This window comes from Pseudomonas sp. (assembly GCF_028293835.1).
Taxonomy (GTDB): Bacteria; Pseudomonadota; Gammaproteobacteria; order Pseudomonadales; family Pseudomonadaceae; genus Aquipseudomonas.
In genome coordinates this window covers 1-17,870 of the sequence record NZ_JAQGNX010000066.1, presented here as the reverse complement: position 1 = coordinate 17,870, position 17,870 = coordinate 1, and the positions used below count along the sequence as shown (strand labels likewise).

The following is a 17,870-nucleotide window of genomic DNA, read 5'->3' as shown; positions in this document are numbered from 1 at the left end:
TCGATCAAGCCCGCAATGGGCCCATGGTCGCGCTCATCAATCAGCCGGAAGCAGTTCAGCCACCACAGGCGCCTCAGGCTCGGGCACTGGGTGACGAACCCAACCCATGAACAATTCGTAACCGACCGCTAATATTACCGGGCCGATAAAGAGACCGATAATGCCGCTGGTGACCATGCCACCCAAGGCGCCTATTAGTATTACCGGCATCGGCACGGCCACTCCGCGGCCTAAAAGCAGCGGTTTGAGTACGTGTTCGGCAACGCCGGCGAGCAGGGTCCAGACCGTGAAGATGATGGTGCTGGGGCCGGTGCCGTAGTGCGCGAACGCGTAGATAACGACGGGCACCGCTACCAATAGCACGGGCAATTGCATGATGCCCAACAGCAGCACCAATAACGCAATGACCCCCGCAGCGGGAATACCCATGACCACCAGGCCGACGCCGATCAGGAGCATTTGGATAAACGCTATACCGACCACGCCCTGCGCCACGGCGCGAATTGTGGTCGTGCATAGGTGCGCGATTTGCGGACCCCGACGTGGACTGAAGAGGCGCGTAGCAATCGCCACCGCAGTGCGTTGGCCGCTGGCACCATGGGTCATGACTACGCCCGCGACAAGCAACGCCAAGACGAAGACTACAATTCCAGCGCCTATACCTGCTGCTTGATGCAAAACAACCCTGGACCAGACTTTGAGGTGCGGCATCAGTTGCTGAAACGCCCAGCTGAGGTTTTCAGACGCGTGTGACCATACTTGGTAAATGGGAGGGCCTATCAATGGCCACGCTTCGACACTCGCAGGCGGTGCCGGTATTTCGAATCGCCCTGATTCGAAAGACTGCATGCTGCCGTGGACTGACTCAACTATCGAAGCACCCAACAGACTCAACGGCACCATCAAACACGCCAGGCCTAGAACGACCACGATAATAGCGGCCCAGCCCGGACGTCCACCCAACTTCGCAGCCAGTAATTGGTTTAGCGGGTACAGCGTGACTGCCAAGATTACTGACCAAAGCATCAAGTTCAGGAAAGGGTGAAAGATTTCATAGCAGGTCGTTGCCAACACGACGATCAGGCCTGCGCGTATCAATACCTCCAGCAGTTCACTGCCCCCTTTGGGTGCCATAAAGGGTTTGTCAGCCATGGGTATTCTCCTGAAAGGCAATGCGCGTGTGCCGTTAACACCAGTTCCAGCGTAGATGAGAAACGGGAAAGGGTTAACTCATCGAGACCGCAAGTCGGTTTTCAGAAGCGCTCAAAGCCCATGTCGCGCCAACTCCCAGGCACCCGGAAGCCCTCCACTACACGGGAGACGGTGTGTTTGTTGTGGCTGGAAAAACCATCAACCGCAGACCGCTGTTCGCGTCGGGAATGTTGTGATCAGGTCAATGAAAACGCTGCAATTAACGCGTAAACCCACGTAGAGTGCGGGCACGCGGTCGCCAGTGTACGACCATGTTTGAATAACAAGCCCCATCAGGAGCACCGTCGTGTTTGATCCCTTGCGCCATTACCTGTCGCTCCATGACTTCGAGGCCCAGGCCAGGAAAATCCTGCCCAGGCCGTTGTTCGCTTATGTCTCCGGGGCGGTTGAGGAGGGTTACTCGGCGGCGGCCAACCGCACTTCCTTTACGCGTTACGGTTTTAAACCCGATGTGCTGGTCGATGTCTCCAAACGCGACACGGGCCAGCGTCTTTTCGGCCATCAGTACAGCGCCCCGGTGGGTATTGCACCCATGGGGATCGCGGCGATGACGGGCTATCGCAGTGACTTGGTAATGGCCCAGGCGGCCGCTGAAGCCAATGTGCCGTGCATTATGAGCGGCTCTTCATTGATCCGCCTTGAAGAAGTAATTGAAGCTGCACCGGGTACTTGGTTTCAGGCGTATCTGCCAGGCAAACAAGAGCAAATCGACGGATTGATTGATCGGGTAGCAAGGGCAAAAGTGCAGGTTCTGGTCATCACCGTCGACACGCCGGTGGCCGGTAATCGAGAGAACAATGTACGGGCCGGTTTTTCTACACCGTTGCGGCCCAGCGTGTCGTTGGCCTATCAGGGCATCATCCACCCGCGCTGGTTGTTCGGCACCTTCTTCAAAACGCTGTTGAAGCACGGTATGCCGCATTTTGAAAATAATTATGCCGACCGTGGTGCCCCGATTCTGTCCTCAAGCGCGGACAGGAACTATTCTGATCGCGGTCATTTGACATGGGAGCATATCGCTTCAATCAGGCGCAGATGGCAAGGCGTTATGGTCATCAAAGGTGTGTTGAATGTGGCCGATGTGCTCCGTGCCCAGGGCTTGGGGATTGACGGCGTGATCGTCTCAAACCATGGCGGAAGGCAACTGGACGGCAGTGTCGCGCCATTGATCGTGCTGCCTGAAATAGTCGATGCCGCAGGCGATATGGTCGTCATGCTAGACAGCGGAATTCGGCGCGGTACTGACGTACTCAAGGCCTTGGCGTTAGGTGCTAAAGCGGCGTTTATAGGGCGTCCGTTTAACTATGCCGCTGCCGTGGCCGGTAAAGCCGGCGTGGCCCATGCTTTGAAATTGATTACGACCGAAGTAAGCCGCGACATGGGGCTATTGGGCGTGACAACTGTCAATTCCATCCAGAGCCGTCACCTCGTCAATAACTAACGTACACGCGCCTGGACCGTTGACCGAGGCAAGGATCGCATCGGTCAGTGGTGGTAATGTCACGGTAACGTCGTGCGCTGCGGGCAACATCTTTGATCTCCCTTGCTTTTCATTGTCGCGTAACCCATGGTCAGCCGACCGTTGCAGAACTGACAAAGTCAGGTGACCTATGTCTACTACTGAAAAAGCACTCATATTCCAGCGTTATCACAGCCGAAAGCAGCCGTTGATTCTTCCCAACCCTTGGGATGCAGGTAGCGCCAAGATACTTGCGGCGCTGGGGTTTGAGGCGTTGGCTACAACCAGCGCAGGTTTAGCCTTTAGTTTAGGCAAGCGAGATGCAGAAGGTGGTCTATCACGTGACGAGGTGCTCGAAAACGCCCGAAGGATCGCTGAGGCGACAGATTTGCCGGTGAGCGCAGATTTGGAAAACGGCTTTGGAGATTCGCCCGAAGACGTTGCAAAAACTATCCATGCCGCTGCGAAAGTCGGGCTGGTGGGTGGTTCGATTGAGGATGCCACCGGCAAGCTGGCGCATCCTGTCTATGATTTCAATCACGCCGTAGAACGAATAGCAGCCGGTGTTGAGGCCGCGCGAAGCCTGGCGTTTCCGTTTACCTTTGTGGCACGCGCTGAAAACTTCATCAATGGTCGACCTGACCTGGACGACACGCTTCGCCGGCTCATCGCCTTTCAGAACGCCGGTGCCGATGTTCTATTCGCCCCTGGCTTACCTGACCTGGAAACCATTCAGCTTGTTTGTAACGCCTTGGACAAACCGGTCAACGTGGTAATGGGTTTGAGCGGTTGTAAATTTACCGTCGATCAACTTGTTCAGGCAGGCGTGCAAAGGATAAGTCTCGGCAGTTCCCTCGCACGCGCTGCCCTAGGAGAGTTCATCCGCGCCGCTGAGGAGATAAAAAACAACGGCACCTTTAGTTTTGCCGACACCGCCGTCAGCTTTGGTGACGTGAATCGGTTGATGACGCGCAGATAAATGCTTTTAGTACGTCGTTCCAAGGAAGTACCTAATGCCAGGTAAAGAGCCGTTGTGATGCTCGATTCCATTAGCACCTGAAGTCAGGTAGACCAAGCTGCTGGGTCCCATTCCCGATTAAATTCGGTCCCACCGGATTTTGGGATGGCATCAAACCTGGGGCAATCCAGAGGTCCCGGTGGGAGCGAACTTGTTCGCGAAGCAAGCACCGCGGTATTACAGGTACATTCCGCCAACAAGTCGGTCCCTACAGGAATTCAGTCCCGCGGGATCGCCAACCGGCCCCGGATCGCCTGTAACAAGCCACGGACGACGTCGGATTTGGATAGATCCGGAATTCCGGTGCGGGCGAACAGGACCGATAAGCGATTGCGTTGAACCTGCACAAACTGGCCCGGTCGCAAAATAAGTACGCCGACCGGAAGCGTCCTGCAGTGAATTGACGTTTCGGCTCGACGCGATTTCTTATCGATCCGGAGAGTCATACATGAAGAATTACCCACGTCCGCCATTCCCCGAGCAGAAGCAAAGTGTTCCCGGTGAACAGAAGCACATGAATCCAGTACCTGATTGTGGCGAAGAGAGCTACAAGGGTTCCGGGCGTTTGGCCAACAAGGTCGCGCTGATTACCGGTGCCGATAGTGGCATTGGGCGCGCGGTGGCCATCGCGTTTGCCCGTGAAGGTGCCGATGTCGCGATTTCCTATCTTGATGAACATGAAGACGCCAAAGCCACCGCGCAGTGGGTTGAGCAGGCCGGTCGTCAATGCTTATTGATGCCGGGCGATCTGGCGCAACGGTCGCAATGCCTGAGCATCGTCGAGCAGACCGTCGAGCGCTTCGGCCGCATCGACATCCTGGTCAATAACGCGGCTTTTCAGATGACCTACCAAAGTCTGGAAGACATTCCTGACGAGGAGTGGGTGCGCACGTTCGATGTGAACATTACTGCCATGTTCAGGATCACTCAGGCGGCGCTCAAGCACATGCCTGAAGGCAGTTCGATCATCAACACCAGCTCAGTTAACTCGGACATGCCCAAGCCAACATTACTTGCGTATGCCGCGACTAAGGGTGCTATCGCCAACTTCACCGCCGGATTGGCTGAGCTGCTTGGCGAGAAGGGTATTCGCGCCAACAGCGTGGCGCCTGGACCCGTTTGGACACCGCTGATCGTTTCGACCATGACCGCCGACGAGATCAGCTCGTTTGGCTCGCAAACTCCGTTGGGCCGTCCTGGTCAGCCCGCAGAACTGGCGCCACTGTACGTGTTACTGGCCTCGGACGAATCAAGCTATATCTCCGGTTCGCGAGTCGGCGTGACGGGCGGTAAACCTATTCTCTAACGCTGTTGGGCATCAAGGGGAGCATTGAACTCCCCTTGATTGCCTCTATCGATTGAAGTCAAAATCCCGGTTTAATTTGATTCTGAATTGCCAGCGTAACCTGTTGTCCAAAAAACGGCTGCGCGACTGCGGCTGTAACCGATGTCGTTGGAACGGCCAATGGCCTTCTATCAGGAGTTAAAACACATGGCAGCACTGCAACAGCGCACCGTCGATGCGATGAAAAAATCTCAATCGCAATTATCCGCCACGTGGCTTGCAGGTCTGGAAGCCAGCGGCGCCACGCGCAACTTGAAAGAGGACGACCTCAAACAACAAGTCGCCGAATTTTTGCGCTTGAACATGGCCGTTTGGGAAAAAGGCAGCACACAGAGCCTTGCGGGCAGCGACTGGGATGAAACCCGTCAGTTTCTTGAAAAGCTTTCCCATAGCCGGGCATTGCTCGGGCAGGATTCCCAGCAAACCGCCAGTTTCATTTTTTCTTTGAAAGGTGCCCTATTCGGGGTATTGCAGAGCGAATTCAAAGACGACCCGGCCATGTTGGCGGATCAGCTGTGGCAAATCTCCGAGTTGCTGGACGCGTTGGGCATGCACACCATCCGCACCTTCCAGAAATCACGCGAAGCAGTCATCAAGCGGCAACAAGAAGAATTGCTGGAGCTTTCAACGCCTGTAGTCAAATTGTGGGACGGCGTGCTGGCGTTGCCAATGATCGGCACGCTGGATTCGCAGCGCACCCAAGTGGTAATGGAGTCGTTACTGCAACGGATCGTTGATACCGGCTCGGAAATCGCCATTATCGACATCACTGGCGTGCCAACCGTTGATACGTTGGTTGCTCAACACCTCTTGAAAACCGTGACCGCGATCCGCTTGATGGGTGCCGACTGCATCATCAGTGGCGTGCGCCCGCAAATCGCCCAGACCATTGTTCATTTGGGCCTTGATCTTCAAGGAGTGGTGACCAAAGCCAATCTGGCTGACGCGCTGGCACTTGCGCTACGGCGTTTGGGCGTGACCGTCACCAAGGCGGTATAAGCCATGGAGCGGATTCCAATTCTTCAAATGGGTGACTTCCTGCTAGTCACCATTCAAGTGGACATGCACGACCAGCTCGCGCTGACGTTGCAAGACGACCTGTCCGAACGCATCAGCCGCACCTCGGCCAGGGGCGTGTTGATCGATATTTCGGCGCTGGACATGGTCGACTCGTTTATCGGCCGAATGATCGGCACGATCTCCGGGCTGTCACGGATTATGGACGCCGAAACCGTGTTGGTGGGGATGCAACCAGCAGTGGCGATTACCCTGGTTGAACTGGGCATGACTCTGCCCGGCGTGAGCACCGCGCTTAACGTCGAGCGCGGCATGAAACTGCTGCGTGAACGAGTGCTCGCCTAATGACCGTACGCACCAGTGGCACTCAGCCAATCACTATCGAGCAGGACATAGTGGTTGCGCGGCAGTTGGCACGCAAGTTGGCTCAGGAATGCGGCATGCGCTTGATCGACTTGACCAAAATGGTCACCGCAGTGAGCGAGTTAGCACGAAACACCATGGTTTACGGAGGCGGCGGGCACATGGACTGGCAAATTATCGAGGAAGGAATGCGTACTGGCCTGCGGGTGACGTTTCGTGACGACGGTCCGGGAATTCCCGACCTCAAGCTGGCGATGACCGATGGCTGGACCTCGGGCAGCGGCCTGGGATTGGGTTTGACAGGCGCCAAACGCCTTGTTGAAGAGTTTGACCTGGAAACCACACCGGGTGTTGGCACTCGGGTAACGATCACGCGATGGACTTGAACCTGCGCAGTAGTTTGACCGAAGTTCTGTTAATCGAGGACGTAAGTCAAATCGGATATGCTCGCCGCGTCGCGCAAAAACTCGCTGAACGCATTGGTTTCGATGCCACGGATGCCGGGCGAGTTGCGTTGGTAGTCACTGAGTTGGCAAGCAATCTACTCAAGCATGCCGGTCGCGGCGAGCTGCATTTACGAACGCTGCCAAGGGGCGAGTTCCAGGCTATAGAAGTGCTGGCGGTGGACCGTGGCAAAGGTTTCGACCTGCATGCGTGCCTGCCCGATGGTTTTTCTACCCGTGGCACTCAGGGTATCGGGTTGGGCGCGGTGTACCGCCAGGCGCAAGTATTCGACGTTTACTCAGACTCACGCGGAACGGTGATTCTGGTGCGTTTCTTTCAGCGTTCAGATACCGCCAGGGATCAGCGCTTTGGCGTTAGCCAACATTCACTGCATAACGATCCGGCGTGCGGTGATGTGTGGGGGTTATCGGTCAAGGATCAACGGATCAGTGCGTTGATCATTGATGGTCTCGGCCACGGCGAAGACGCCGAGCGTGCCGGATTGGCTGGTGCTTCAGCGTTCTATCTCGACCCCTTTGCTACGCCGACGCTATTGCTCGAAGACATGCACTACGCCATGAAAGGCACTCGCGGCGGCGCGCTAGCCCTGGCGCATTTCGATGGTGGTAACGATGTATTGCGCTTCGTAGGCATCGGCAACATCGGTGCCTGCATAATCGATGCGGAAAAGTCTCGCGGGCTCGCCTCGCACCCCGGTATCGTAGGCCTGCAATACCGTAAGGCGCAGGTATTTGAATACCCTGACGTGAAGGGGCAATTGCTGATTATGTACAGCGATGGCTTGCAGTCGCGCTGGAATCTCCGGGATTATCCCGGACTGATGCTTCGTCACCCAGCAGTCATTGCGGCGTTACTGCACCGCGATTACAGCCGAGGCCGCGACGACGTCACTGTATTGGTAGTTGCTTTGGAGACTTCTCATGCCTGAAACGACGCCGGTCGACGCCAATGAAGCACAGCTTGAGGTTCTGCGGTTACGCGATGAAATGGCGGCGCTCAGTTCCGAGCTGAATGAAACCAATCAGGGGGTCCTTGCGCTGTATGCGGAGTTGGACGTGCAGGCCGAAGACCTGCGTCAGGCGTCAGACCTCAAAAGTCGCTTCCTGTCTTATATGAGCCATGAATTCAGGACGCCGCTGGGCTCGATCCTCAGCATTACCGGCTTGCTCGCAGATGAGTTCGACGGGCCACTCGCCCCGGAGCAACACAAACAAGTGGCGTTTATCAGCGCGGCGGCTCGTGAACTAAGCGACATGGTCGACGATTTGCTGGACTTGGCTAAAATCGAAGCGGGGCGTATCACTATTTCCCCTGCGTGGTTCGACATGCTCGACTTGTTCGCCGCGTTGCGGGGCATGTTCCGGCCCATCGTCGACATGACCTCGGTAGATATGATTTTCGAAGCGCCGGTCGGCATTCCGCAGCTGTACACCGACGACAAAAAGCTCGCTCAAATCTTGCGCAATTTCATCTCCAACGCGCTCAAATTCACCAAACGGGGTGAGGTCCGGATATTGGCGCGAATGGAGAACGCAACAGAGATCCGGTTTTCCGTGACGGATACCGGTATCGGTATTCCCGCTGAACTACATGGCGCATTGTTCGAGGATTTTTCTCAGGTTGATTCACCGTTACAGAAGCGTCTGCGCGGCACTGGGCTTGGGCTGTCACTGTGCAAACGCTTCGCTGGTCTGCTGGGCGGTCGGGTAGGCGTAGAAAGCCAGCCGGGAATCGGCTCTACATTTTTCGTGATCATCCCGTTGGCGATCGCCTTGGAGCCAAGCGATGAAGCGTGAAGTCAAGCTGCTGATTGTCGACGATAACGCGGCCACCCGTTACGCCTTGCGCAGGCGCATGGAGCGTCATGATTATCTGGTACTTGAGGCGGGGACGGGTACTGAAGGACTGGCACTGATCGCTTCAGAGGCGCCGGATGCATTGATTCTCGACGTCAATCTGCCGGACATGAGCGGCTTCGATATAGTCCGCCAGTTGCGCTCCGAGCCTCGTACCGCGCTGTTGCCGGTGGTGCATGTGTCGGCGGCATCGGTTCAGACCGGCGATATCATTACCGGCCTCGAGGCGGGCGCCGATGCCTATCTGATTCACCCGATCGATCCGGATGTCTTGTTGGCGACGGTTAGAACCTTGCTGCGGGTGCGTGACACCGAATATGCGTTACGTGAAAGCGAAGCGCGTTTTCGTGAGATTTTCATTAATGTTTCAGCGCCTATTGCGGTGCTGGATGCACAGCTGAAAGTGTACGAATGCAACCATGCGTTCGCACAACTTATCCAGCAGAGCGTGACCAAAAAAGACATTTTAGAATGCTTCGTTGATGATCAGATCGCGATCATTCAGGAGCTTCGTGAAGGCCTTGCCGCTGGCGAACGCTGGAAGGGTACGCTGGCTATGCGGGTCAAGGGCGAGGTGCGTGAAACGGAGTGGCAGATTTCGCCGTACCGCACCCCGGGCCTGAGTCTGGTGTTTGTCGAAGACGTTACCGAGCATCGTCAGCGCGAACAGTCGCACCTCGCGCAATTGGATACGGTCAACTCTCAGTTGGCTCACGAAGTTGCCGAGCGCGCACGTACCGAAGCGCAGTTGCTGCAAGTACAGAAAATGGACGCCATCGGTAAGCTGACCGGGGGGATTGCCCATGACTTCAATAACCTGCTCACTGGCATCATTACTGGCCTGGAACTGATCAAGAGTCGCACCGAGCAAAGCAAGCCGGACAAGGTGTTGCGCTATGCCGATGCCGCCTTGACCTCGGCGATGAGCGCTGCAGCGTTGACCCATCGCCTGCTCGCGTTCGCACGACAGCAGCCATTGGACACGCGCCCCATCGATATCAATGAGCATGTGCGCTCACTTGAGGACTTGCTGCGACGGACTATCGGCAAGCGCATCACTCTGACCTTGGAGCTCACGGCGAAATCCGCAGTCGCCCTGGCCGATGCCAGTCAGTTGGAAAGTGCCTTGCTGAACCTGGTCATTAATGCTCGGGATGCTCTACCCATGGGCGGCAATATTAGCGTCACCACGTTCGCCGCGCATTTTCAGGGTGATCCAAAGTTGGCCGATGGGTCCTACGTGGCGTTAACCGTCAAGGATGACGGAGTGGGTATCGACCACAGCGTAATCGATAAGGTGTTCGATCCGTTTTTCACCACCAAGCCGATTGGGGAGGGGACCGGGTTAGGCCTGTCGACCATTTACGGCTTTGCCCGGCAGTCCGGTGGCGATGCGAATATTCGCAGCATCGCCGGGCGCGGCACCGAAGTGACCCTGATGATCCCGGCGTCAGCCAACATGGCCGTGGCGCCCGCGGAGGTCACTACCGAGCGAGCGCGCGGTGCTGGCGAACATATTCTGATCGTCGAAGACACTGCCTCGGTGCGGATGTTTGTCAACGAAGTGTTAGTTGATATCGGTTACCGCTGTACTCAGGCAGCCGACATAAGGACTGCACTGTCGATGCTGGAAAACGACAGTTCCATTGAGCTTCTGTTAACTGATGTGGGTCTGCCGCATATGAATGGTCGAGAGCTGGCTGATATCGCCCGTGGCTGGCGCGCCAGTCTGCCGGTGTTGTTCATGACCGGTTACGCCGAGAATGCCGTTAATCGACAGAGCTTTCTAGGCGAAAAAATGGACATGATTATCAAGCCGTTCCAGCTCAGCGAACTGTTGAATAAAGTGCGCAAGATGCTGGATGGCGCTTAACGTTGTTATCGGTCTTGAAGGCAGGGTTTATCCAGCGCAAGGGTAATTCGCTTGCCCGGTTTGTTGGCAATTTTGCTGGCTTGGCCGTCCCGCTGCTTACCGGTGCGGGCTTGGCTGATCAATGCCGGAATCAGCATGCCTTCGGGCAGGTTTTTCCAGAAGCGCGCCGGTAGGTGCCCTTGCATCACTTTAGGGTTCAAGCGAGCGGGATTGAAGATGTGGCTGTAATAGGTCAGCCACAAATCGCCGCACGGGTCATCGATATTTTGTGCCAGATGTTTCCAGCTTGCCGGGCAGATGCGCTGATGAATGAGCTGCTCACCGTCGTAATAAACACCGTCTTGTGGCGTCGCGATCATCCAGCGCTGTTGGCCCATTCGGCCGATGAAATGCTCGCTGGCGCTGTGCAAAATGTCATGGGCCGGTTCATGCCAGGCGACGTATTGCGGCAGCTCGGCTGACTGCACATGCTGCGGGTTTTCGGACTTTTCATCGTGAGCAATAAGCTGCGGGACTGCTACAAAGCGCACGAACGCATGCAGGTGGTGCGCTTCACGCTGGACCGACTTGATTCGACGATGCAGCTCACTGCCGAGCTTGTCCCCCGCCAGCATTGCTGTGCGATCACCGTGACTGACTCGCCACAGTACTTCGTACAACAGGCTCCAGCGTTGCTCGCCACGGTAGCGCGAAGCATTTTCCAGCAGCGCGATTAACGCCAGAGGAATACGCGCCTGGAATGGCCCTTGATGCTCGGAAATCGCCTCGTCAGTAGCAAACATGTCCGCCGACCGTTGCAGCGACCAACTGACGCGCGCCGGGTCGATCTGATGGCTGAGCAGCCAGCGCGCCTGTTGTCGCCAAGTGCTGAATAGCTCATCACAATCGAGGCTGATCATCCCCATAATCCCATCTGTACGGGCTGCGGCCGGTCCTGCAACTGCTGGCGCAGGGAATGGCTGCTGTTCTCCGCCTGCCGGGGATGGTAATCGCACGTGATGAAAAACGGTTTGGCTTTAGTTAATACGCAGCGTAACCGCGTCAGGTCTTCGTAGCGAATGCGCCGCTGACGTCGCAGTTCCACCAGGCGTTTGGTGGTGCGGATGCCAATGCCGGGGATGCGTGCAATCATCGCTGGCTCGGCACGGTTAAGGTCCAGCGGAAACAGGTCACGGTTCTCTAATGCCCATGCCAGCTTTGGGTCAATATCCAGCGCCAGATCGCCGGGCCCTTGAAACAGCTCCCCGGCTTTAAAACCGTAAGCGCGCAACAAGAAATCAGCCTGATACAAGCGATGTTCGCGCATCAATGGCGGGGCGGCTAACGGTACGCTTTTGGGGCTGTTGGGGATCGGGCTAAACGCTGAGTAGTACACCCGCCGCAGGCGGAAATTGCCGTACAGTGATTCTGCGCTGTGCAAAATCGTGCTGTCGTCCGTGTCATCGGCGCCCACGATCATTTGCGTGCTCTGCCCGGCAGGGGCGAAGCGTGGCGCACGCGGTTCGTTACGCACGGTTTGCTCGCCGGTAAATATGGTCTGCATGGCGCGCTTGATCGAGCCGACGTCCTTTTCCGGGGCCAGGGTCTTGAGGCCGAGGTCGGTGGGCAATTCAATATTGACGCTTAACCGATCGGCATAGCGCCCGGCCTCTTCGATCAATAATGGGTCGGCATCGGGAATTGTCTTCAGGTGGATGTAGCCGCGGAACTCATGTTCTTCGCGCAGCAGCTTCGCTACCCGGATTATCTGCTCCATGGTGTAGTCGGCTGATCGAATGATGCCGGAACTGAGGAACAGACCGCTGACGCAATTGCGTCGATAGAAATCCAGCGTCAAGGTCACCACTTCTTCTGGCGTGAAGCGCGCACGAGGGACATCGCTGGAGCGCCGATTGACGCAATATTGGCAGTCGTACAAACAGAAGTTGGTCAGAAGTATTTTCAGCAGCGAGACGCAACGGCCGTCTGGCGTATAGCTGTGGCAGATGCCCATGCCATCGGTGGCGCCGAGCCCGGTCTTGCCTTGAGAACTGCGCTTGGGCGCGCCGCTGCTGGCGCAGGAAGCGTCGTACTTGGCCGCGTCAGCGAGGATGCTCAGCTTTTCGATGAGTTGCATGGGACGCTCGCGCACTGGTTTTATATACAGTACAAGGTCGCTGGGCAGCACTCAAGGGGCAGAGCGGTGGATGCCCTACCGGTGGTCTGAGGAACTTAGCGCCAAAAAACCTCGATAACGCATAACTCTCTGATTCCCATGAATTCAATTGAAGGCGGGCTTGGTCGCGATGGATCGCGAAGCGGTCCCGGCTCACCGCAAGGACGCTTCGCTCTTAGTTACTGGCCTTGCCGGCAGCTGTGGAATATATCCAGTGTCGGTTGATAAACGCCGGTCTGTACGCCGAACATGCCCAACACTGAGCTGAACATGTAATCGTGGCTCAGGTCAGTGTTGTCGCGTTTGCCTTCCAGGCATTTGCGGTCGACGGCGGCGTCAGTGAGGGTGCTGCTGCCGAACCACATGACCATGGGCACGTGGGTTTGCGCGACCGGGGCGATGGCGTATGGGGCGGCGTGCAGGTAAACGCCGTTTTCGCCAAGGGATTCGCCGTGGTCTGATACATAGATCATCGACGTGTCGTACTTTTCCTGATTTTTACGCAGCAGTTCCACCACTTTGGCCAGGAAATGGTCGGTGTACAGGATTGTATTGTCGTACACGTTGAGCAGTTCATCCGAGCTGCAACTGCCTAATTGGTTGGTATGGCAAACCGGCGTAAAACGCTCCATATTCTTCGGGTAGCGTTCGTAGTATTCCGGGCCGTGGCTGCCATCTGAGTGGAGCACGATGATGGCGTTGTCCTTGAGGTTGTCGATGTAATCCTGAAGGCCCACCAACAGGGACTCGTCGAGGCAGGTGCTGCCATCGCAAAATGGACTTGGCTGGTTTTTCGGAATGTCTTTGTTCGGTACCCGCAGGCAAGTTCCTTTGCAGTCACTGTTGTTCTCCAGCCACAGCACCTGGACGCCAGCGCGCTGCAAGATGTCCAGCAGGCCTTCGTAGGTTTTGCCTTTTTTATCGCTGTACTCCTTGCGCGGAAACATCGAGAACATGCAAGGCACAGACACGGCCGTCGAAGTGCCGCAGGAGCTCACCTGGGTGAAATTGAGGACGTCCAGCTTCGCCAGTTCCGGGTTGGTCTCACGTGCGTAGCCATTCAGTGAGAAGTGGTCGGCACGGGCGGTTTCACCCACCACAAAAATCATCAGGCTCTTTTTACTGCGCAGTTGGCTGGCGGTGCTTAATGTCGCGTCGTCACCCACGGTCTGAATTTTTACGTTCTGTTTGATCGAGAAGCGGTCTTTGGTCAATTTACCCACCGCGTACACATAGTTGGTGGGGTTGATAAAGTGGGTCAGTTCGTCCTGCTTACGGAAGATCGGCGCGTAGGTCGAATAGAAAGCGCCCACCGACACGGCAATCACGATGACGCAAGCGATCATGGCGAGGATCTTGTTTAGCAGCCCCGGCAGCACCTTTCGGTACATAACCGGCGTCCGCCAGATCACAATGATCGGCAATAAACCCAGCACGGCCAGGTACACGAACAGTTTGGCGCTGACCAACGCAGTGGCTTCGGCCGGGTTGGTTTCTACCACGTTCTGAATCATCACCGTGTCGATGGAGATGCCATATTCGTTCATGAAATAGGCAGCAGACGCCGAACACAGGGCAAACAGGCTGAGGATGGGCTTGAGGGTCGGCCTGAACGAGAACGGCAGCAGCAGCAGGGTAAAGGCCGCCCAGAGGAAAAACCCGAATGACAGTTCAAACAACAACGCCTTGATGCCCTGCAGTTGCGTGAGCCCGACCAGCGCCTTCCACGTAGCGAGGTTGTAAAACACCACCAAAGCCAATGAAAACAGGATGACTAGCCGTGTAGAACTGACGCGCTTGAGCATGAACCCACCGTGGACGACAAAAAGATTGGCGGGATTCTCGCAGCTCTTTTGCTTTTGTTCACGGAGCTTTTCATGAAAACGTCACAAACGAAATTCAAAGCGCTCGCCGTCTACATGGCAGTCAATTACCCAAAGCCTTTTACATCGGCGGCGTAATACCATTTTCGCCCGCGGAAATGGACAGCGCATTCAGGCTGTTATCAGCCGCTTTCTGCGCGAACATCACAATTTTAACCCCTGGTTTTAGCAGGTTGCGATCACCCGGCACCAAGTTGACGATGGGTACATCGTCCGGTACGACCACGGTTTTTTCACCGCCTTTGTATTTGACGGTCATGGTCCGGCCGTTGCTGGTCACCAAATCTCCCACGCTACCGTTGGTCATAGTGCTGTCCTTGGCCAGGTCGAAGGCGCGATGGCCATCGCCGGTGCCAGCCATGGCGGGCGGGAACACATGCACTTCCAGCGCTTTCAACGTGCCGTCTGGCAACGGAACAGCGGCGGTGCCGACATAGCTGCCGGGCTTGATGTCGGATATTTGGGCCAGGGTCACGCCGCGTACCTGGGTGTCTTTGGTCAGGTTAATAAGCAAATCTTCGCCACGGTTGGTGTGGACTTTCAGAGCGTCGCCGTCGAGGGCAGTGATGGCGCCACGCACGCCAATCCGTGGCGCGGGCGCAGTGTCTTCAGCGTGGACGGAAACAACGGTCATGAGCGTCGCCGCGACAAGTGTCGAGGCCATTACTCCATTGCGCAGGCGTGTGCCGAAAATAGACTTCATGCAGGTGATTTCCTTTGCGATTGACGTGTAGTTTTCTTGAGGGCTGAGCTTATACCGATTAGTGGGGCAGGGCGCTTTTTGCAGAGGGATGAACTCCGTCAGACCGTTGGTACTCACACTTCTGTAAGAACCAACTTGTTGGCGAAGGGCTCATGCGGTGTGTCTGAGATACCTCTTCGCCAACAACTGGGCTCATACGGATTATATTCAATCTGTTATCTATCATTTGGTTAGGTGTTTGGAGTGATTGCATGACGATGAGCGAGCACACTCAGAAAGCCAGAGTATTTGAAACCGACTTGCCGGCGCGGCTGGACCGGCTGCCGTGGGGGCGGTTTCATACGCTGCTGGTGATTGCGCTCGGCATTACGTGGCTACTCGATGGGCTGGAAGTGACGCTGGCGGGTTCGGTGTCGGGGGCACTGAAAAACAGCCCGGTGCTGCATTTATCCAACAGCGACATTGGCTTGGCGGGCGGCGCTTATCTGACCGGCGCTGTGCTGGGTGCGCTGTTTTTCGGCTGGCTGACCGACCGTTTGGGACGGCGTAAGCTGTTTTTCATCACGCTATTCATCTATGTCAGTGCGACCGCCGCGACGGCGTTTTCTTTCAGTATGTGGAGCTTCGTGCTGTTCCGCTTTTTGACCGGAATGGGCATCGGCGGCGAATACACTGCCATTAATTCGACCATCCAAGAGTTCACCCCGGCGCGGTTTCGTGGCTGGGTTGACCTGACCATCAACGGTACGTTCTGGTTAGGTGCTGCGTTGGGGGCAGGCGGTTCAATCATCCTGCTCAATCCGCAAACTGTCGGCGGCGATCTGGGCTGGCGCTTGTGTTTTGGTATCGGCGCGGTACTGGGATTGGTGATCCTGTTTATGCGCCTTTGGGTACCCGAGAGCCCGCGTTGGTTGCTGATACACAATCAGCCGGAAGAAGCGAAACGAATCGTCGAGAACATCGAAGGTCAATTTCGTCAGCAGGGGCATACGTTGCAACCGACAACCGAGCCGCCTTTACGCCTGCTTTCCCGGGATCACACGCCGTTGCGTGAGGTCTTCGATACCTTGTTCGTGACCTATCGCCGTCGCGCCCTGGTGGGGCTGACGTTGCTCACCGCCCAAGCGTTTTTCTACAACGCGATTTTTTTCACCTACGCCTTGGTGCTGACCGATTTTTATGGCGTGCCGTATGAGCGTATTGGTTGGTATGTGCTGCCGCTGGCACTGGGTAATTTCTGCGGTCCATTGTTGCTGGGGCGGCTGTTTGACGTGGTCGGCCGTCGAGTGATGATCAGCCTGACGTATGGGGTATCCGGTGTATTGCTGGCCATCAGCGGTTATCTTTTTCAGCAGGGGCTGCTGAGCGTGATGCAGCAAGCAATCGCCTGGATGGTCATCTTCTTTTTCGCCTCGGCAGCGGCGAGTTCTGCGTACCTGACCATTGCCGAAACATTTCCCCTGGAAATTCGCGCGTTGGCCATCGCAGTGTTTTACGCCTTCGGCACAGGGCTGGGTGGAATTGTCGGGCCGACGTTGTTTGGCCACCTGATCGAAACCCACAGTCGCAGTAACGTCTTTATCGGTTACTTGTTAGGCGCCGGGCTGATGCTGATGGCGACCATTGTTCAGGCAATTTGGGGCGTGGCCGCCGAGCGTCAATCATTGGAGTCGGTAGCCCGACCGCTTTCCCAAGCCCATGAAAGTCATGGCTGAGGTGAGGGTTACGATGCTTTCATCAGTGCCGAACAGGCGGTTTTGTAGGCTTCATGCTGGTATTTGTTCAAGGATGTAGCCAGCGCAAAGTCGTGTTTTTTATGCTGAGCGCTGACGGTCTGCGGCGAGACCAGAATCACGTTGCAATCATTGAGTAACTGCAGAATACCTTCGATCTTGAACGTCGTTGGCCCACCGGCAAACTCGCCTTTTTTACTGCGCTTTTTGATGGCCAGTTGTTCGATGCCATTGTCCCGGACAAACGCCATGACCAGGGCTGCGAACGCTTTAACGTTGCCTGACTCGTCATCGTCCTCAAGGGCAATTTTTTTGGTCGACACAGGCATGTGTTCGAGGGCGTTGTTACGCAGGGTAGCGACAGCGAAGATTGCTTCGCTGCCCTTGATTTCGATGCCACAAATTTTCATGTGAAGACCGCGCAAAAAGAGTGGCGGTTATTTTCGTCTCTTTTGCGGCCGAAGGCTAACTGATAAAAATTCCACGGGCCATACCGGAGGCCGCGACAAGGATGACGATAATCAACCCGACCTGAATATGGCTGATTCTCGAATACAGTAACGCGCGATGGGTATCGATCGGTGCACCCACTTTAAACGCGTTGCGCCATTTGATCAGTGCAACCATCGGCGCGACTTCAAGTATCAAAATCGCCACGAATGCGGCCATTTTCAAATGAAACAGCGGTTGATGCAGGTAATAAAAAGTTCCTTTTTCAAAGCCGCCAAATGCGCGCATTGCCCCGGTCACCAAGAGTACCGCAGCGGCAATTCCCCAGAAGTTATCCG

General features: G+C 56.0%; 17 protein-coding genes. 10 read left to right on the top strand and 7 right to left on the bottom strand.

The window, feature by feature from the left end:
• Positions 1-36 precede the first annotated feature (36 nt).
• Positions 37-1,152 (bottom strand): AI-2E family transporter, encoded by a 1,116-nt coding sequence (locus tag JWR17_RS07810; protein WP_299829974.1) that lies wholly within the window; start codon positions 1,150-1,152, stop codon positions 37-39.
• 346 nt (positions 1,153-1,498) lie between these two features.
• On the opposite strand from JWR17_RS07810, the gene JWR17_RS07805 reads away from it, so the two are divergent.
• The 9 genes from JWR17_RS07805 (at position 1,499) to JWR17_RS07765 (ending at position 10,608) form a co-directional block, all read left to right on the top strand.
• Entirely contained in the window at positions 1,499-2,653 is a 1,155-nt protein-coding gene (locus tag JWR17_RS07805; RefSeq protein WP_299829973.1) for an alpha-hydroxy acid oxidase, read from the top strand.
• Positions 2,654-2,822: 169 nt separating this feature from the next.
• Complete coding sequence (locus tag JWR17_RS07800) at positions 2,823-3,650, top strand: isocitrate lyase/phosphoenolpyruvate mutase family protein (RefSeq protein WP_299829971.1); 828 nt, start codon at positions 2,823-2,825, stop codon at positions 3,648-3,650.
• A 487-nt stretch (positions 3,651-4,137) separates the two neighbouring features.
• Entirely contained in the window at positions 4,138-4,995 is an 858-nt protein-coding gene (locus tag JWR17_RS07795; RefSeq protein ID WP_299829969.1) for an SDR family oxidoreductase, read from the top strand.
• A 186-nt stretch (positions 4,996-5,181) separates the two neighbouring features.
• Positions 5,182-6,033 (top strand): STAS domain-containing protein, encoded by an 852-nt coding sequence (locus JWR17_RS07790; RefSeq protein ID WP_299829967.1) that lies wholly within the window; start codon positions 5,182-5,184, stop codon positions 6,031-6,033.
• A gap of 3 nt (positions 6,034-6,036) precedes the next feature.
• Positions 6,037-6,396 (top strand): STAS domain-containing protein, encoded by a 360-nt coding sequence (locus JWR17_RS07785; RefSeq protein ID WP_299829965.1) that lies wholly within the window; start codon positions 6,037-6,039, stop codon positions 6,394-6,396.
• On the top strand, positions 6,396-6,800 hold the full coding sequence (locus JWR17_RS07780; protein ID WP_299829963.1) for an anti-sigma regulatory factor: 405 nt from the start codon (positions 6,396-6,398) through the stop codon (positions 6,798-6,800). The genes JWR17_RS07785 and JWR17_RS07780 overlap by 1 nt, the downstream gene beginning before the upstream one ends.
• The gene (locus JWR17_RS07775) at positions 6,791-7,807 is read left to right on the top strand and encodes an ATP-binding protein (RefSeq protein ID WP_299829961.1); all 1,017 of its coding nucleotides are present in this window, start codon (positions 6,791-6,793) and stop codon (positions 7,805-7,807) included. The genes JWR17_RS07780 and JWR17_RS07775 overlap by 10 nt, the downstream gene beginning before the upstream one ends.
• On the top strand, positions 7,800-8,675 hold the full coding sequence (locus tag JWR17_RS07770; protein ID WP_299829960.1) for an ATP-binding protein: 876 nt from the start codon (positions 7,800-7,802) through the stop codon (positions 8,673-8,675). Before JWR17_RS07775 ends, JWR17_RS07770 begins: the two co-directional genes overlap by 8 nt.
• On the top strand, positions 8,665-10,608 hold the full coding sequence (locus JWR17_RS07765; RefSeq protein WP_299829958.1) for a response regulator: 1,944 nt from the start codon (positions 8,665-8,667) through the stop codon (positions 10,606-10,608). Before JWR17_RS07770 ends, JWR17_RS07765 begins: the two co-directional genes overlap by 11 nt.
• 5 nt (positions 10,609-10,613) lie before the next feature.
• Here the strand turns inward: JWR17_RS07765 and JWR17_RS07760 are convergent, their stop codons facing one another.
• The 4 genes from JWR17_RS07760 to JWR17_RS07745 all read right to left on the bottom strand — a co-directional run bounded on the left by JWR17_RS07760 (position 10,614) and on the right by JWR17_RS07745 (position 15,280).
• Positions 10,614-11,507 (bottom strand): TIGR03915 family putative DNA repair protein, encoded by an 894-nt coding sequence (locus tag JWR17_RS07760; protein ID WP_299829956.1) that lies wholly within the window; start codon positions 11,505-11,507, stop codon positions 10,614-10,616.
• A complete protein-coding gene (locus JWR17_RS07755) occupies positions 11,504-12,724 on the bottom strand; it encodes a putative DNA modification/repair radical SAM protein (protein ID WP_299829954.1) in 1,221 nt (406 codons plus the stop codon). Before JWR17_RS07755 ends, JWR17_RS07760 begins: the two co-directional genes overlap by 4 nt.
• 218 nt (positions 12,725-12,942) lie before the next feature.
• Positions 12,943-14,568 carry a phosphoethanolamine transferase gene (locus tag JWR17_RS07750; RefSeq protein ID WP_299829952.1) on the bottom strand — a complete coding sequence of 542 codons (1,626 nt, stop codon included), beginning with the start codon at positions 14,566-14,568 and terminating at the stop codon, positions 12,943-12,945.
• Between the two features lie 139 nt (positions 14,569-14,707).
• On the bottom strand, positions 14,708-15,280 hold the full coding sequence (locus JWR17_RS07745) for a DUF5666 domain-containing protein (protein WP_299830045.1): 573 nt from the start codon (positions 15,278-15,280) through the stop codon (positions 14,708-14,710).
• A gap of 326 nt (positions 15,281-15,606) precedes the next feature.
• On the opposite strand from JWR17_RS07745, the gene JWR17_RS07740 reads away from it, so the two are divergent.
• Positions 15,607-17,064, top strand: a complete 1,458-nt coding sequence (locus tag JWR17_RS07740) for an MFS transporter (protein ID WP_299830043.1) — start codon at positions 15,607-15,609, stop codon at positions 17,062-17,064.
• An 8-nt stretch (positions 17,065-17,072) separates the two neighbouring features.
• Here JWR17_RS07740 and JWR17_RS07735 read toward each other — a convergent pair whose 3' ends face one another.
• Positions 17,073-17,492 carry a DUF3010 family protein gene (locus JWR17_RS07735; protein WP_299829950.1) on the bottom strand — a complete coding sequence of 140 codons (420 nt, stop codon included), beginning with the start codon at positions 17,490-17,492 and terminating at the stop codon, positions 17,073-17,075.
• Positions 17,493-17,547: 55 nt separating this feature from the next.
• Positions 17,548-17,870 (bottom strand): DUF2214 family protein (locus JWR17_RS07730; RefSeq protein WP_299829948.1); only part of this gene is annotated, 323 nt, incomplete at its 5' end.

Bases quoted from the DNA above. Each gene is read 5' to 3' on its own strand.
- JWR17_RS07810 (WP_299829974.1), bottom strand. From the start codon at position 1,152: ATGGCTGACAAACCCTTTATGGCACCCAAAGGGGGCAGTGAACTGCTG.
- JWR17_RS07800 (WP_299829971.1), top strand. From the start codon at position 2,823: ATGTCTACTACTGAAAAAGCACTCATATTCCAGCGTTATCACAGCCGA.
- JWR17_RS07795 (WP_299829969.1), top strand. From the start codon at position 4,138: ATGAAGAATTACCCACGTCCGCCATTCCCCGAGCAGAAGCAAAGTGTT.
- JWR17_RS07790 (WP_299829967.1), top strand. From the start codon at position 5,182: ATGGCAGCACTGCAACAGCGCACCGTCGATGCGATGAAAAAATCTCAA.
- JWR17_RS07785 (WP_299829965.1), top strand. From the start codon at position 6,037: ATGGAGCGGATTCCAATTCTTCAAATGGGTGACTTCCTGCTAGTCACC.
- JWR17_RS07780 (WP_299829963.1), top strand. From the start codon at position 6,396: ATGACCGTACGCACCAGTGGCACTCAGCCAATCACTATCGAGCAGGAC.
- JWR17_RS07775 (WP_299829961.1), top strand. From the start codon at position 6,791: ATGGACTTGAACCTGCGCAGTAGTTTGACCGAAGTTCTGTTAATCGAG.
- JWR17_RS07770 (WP_299829960.1), top strand. From the start codon at position 7,800: ATGCCTGAAACGACGCCGGTCGACGCCAATGAAGCACAGCTTGAGGTT.
- JWR17_RS07765 (WP_299829958.1), top strand. From the start codon at position 8,665: ATGAAGCGTGAAGTCAAGCTGCTGATTGTCGACGATAACGCGGCCACC.
- JWR17_RS07760 (WP_299829956.1), bottom strand. From the start codon at position 11,507: ATGATCAGCCTCGATTGTGATGAGCTATTCAGCACTTGGCGACAACAG.
- JWR17_RS07755 (WP_299829954.1), bottom strand. From the start codon at position 12,724: ATGCAACTCATCGAAAAGCTGAGCATCCTCGCTGACGCGGCCAAGTAC.
- JWR17_RS07750 (WP_299829952.1), bottom strand. From the start codon at position 14,568: ATGCTCAAGCGCGTCAGTTCTACACGGCTAGTCATCCTGTTTTCATTG.
- JWR17_RS07745 (WP_299830045.1), bottom strand. From the start codon at position 15,280: ATGACCGTTGTTTCCGTCCACGCTGAAGACACTGCGCCCGCGCCACGG.
- JWR17_RS07740 (WP_299830043.1), top strand. From the start codon at position 15,607: ATGAGCGAGCACACTCAGAAAGCCAGAGTATTTGAAACCGACTTGCCG.
- JWR17_RS07735 (WP_299829950.1), bottom strand. From the start codon at position 17,492: ATGAAAATTTGTGGCATCGAAATCAAGGGCAGCGAAGCAATCTTCGCT.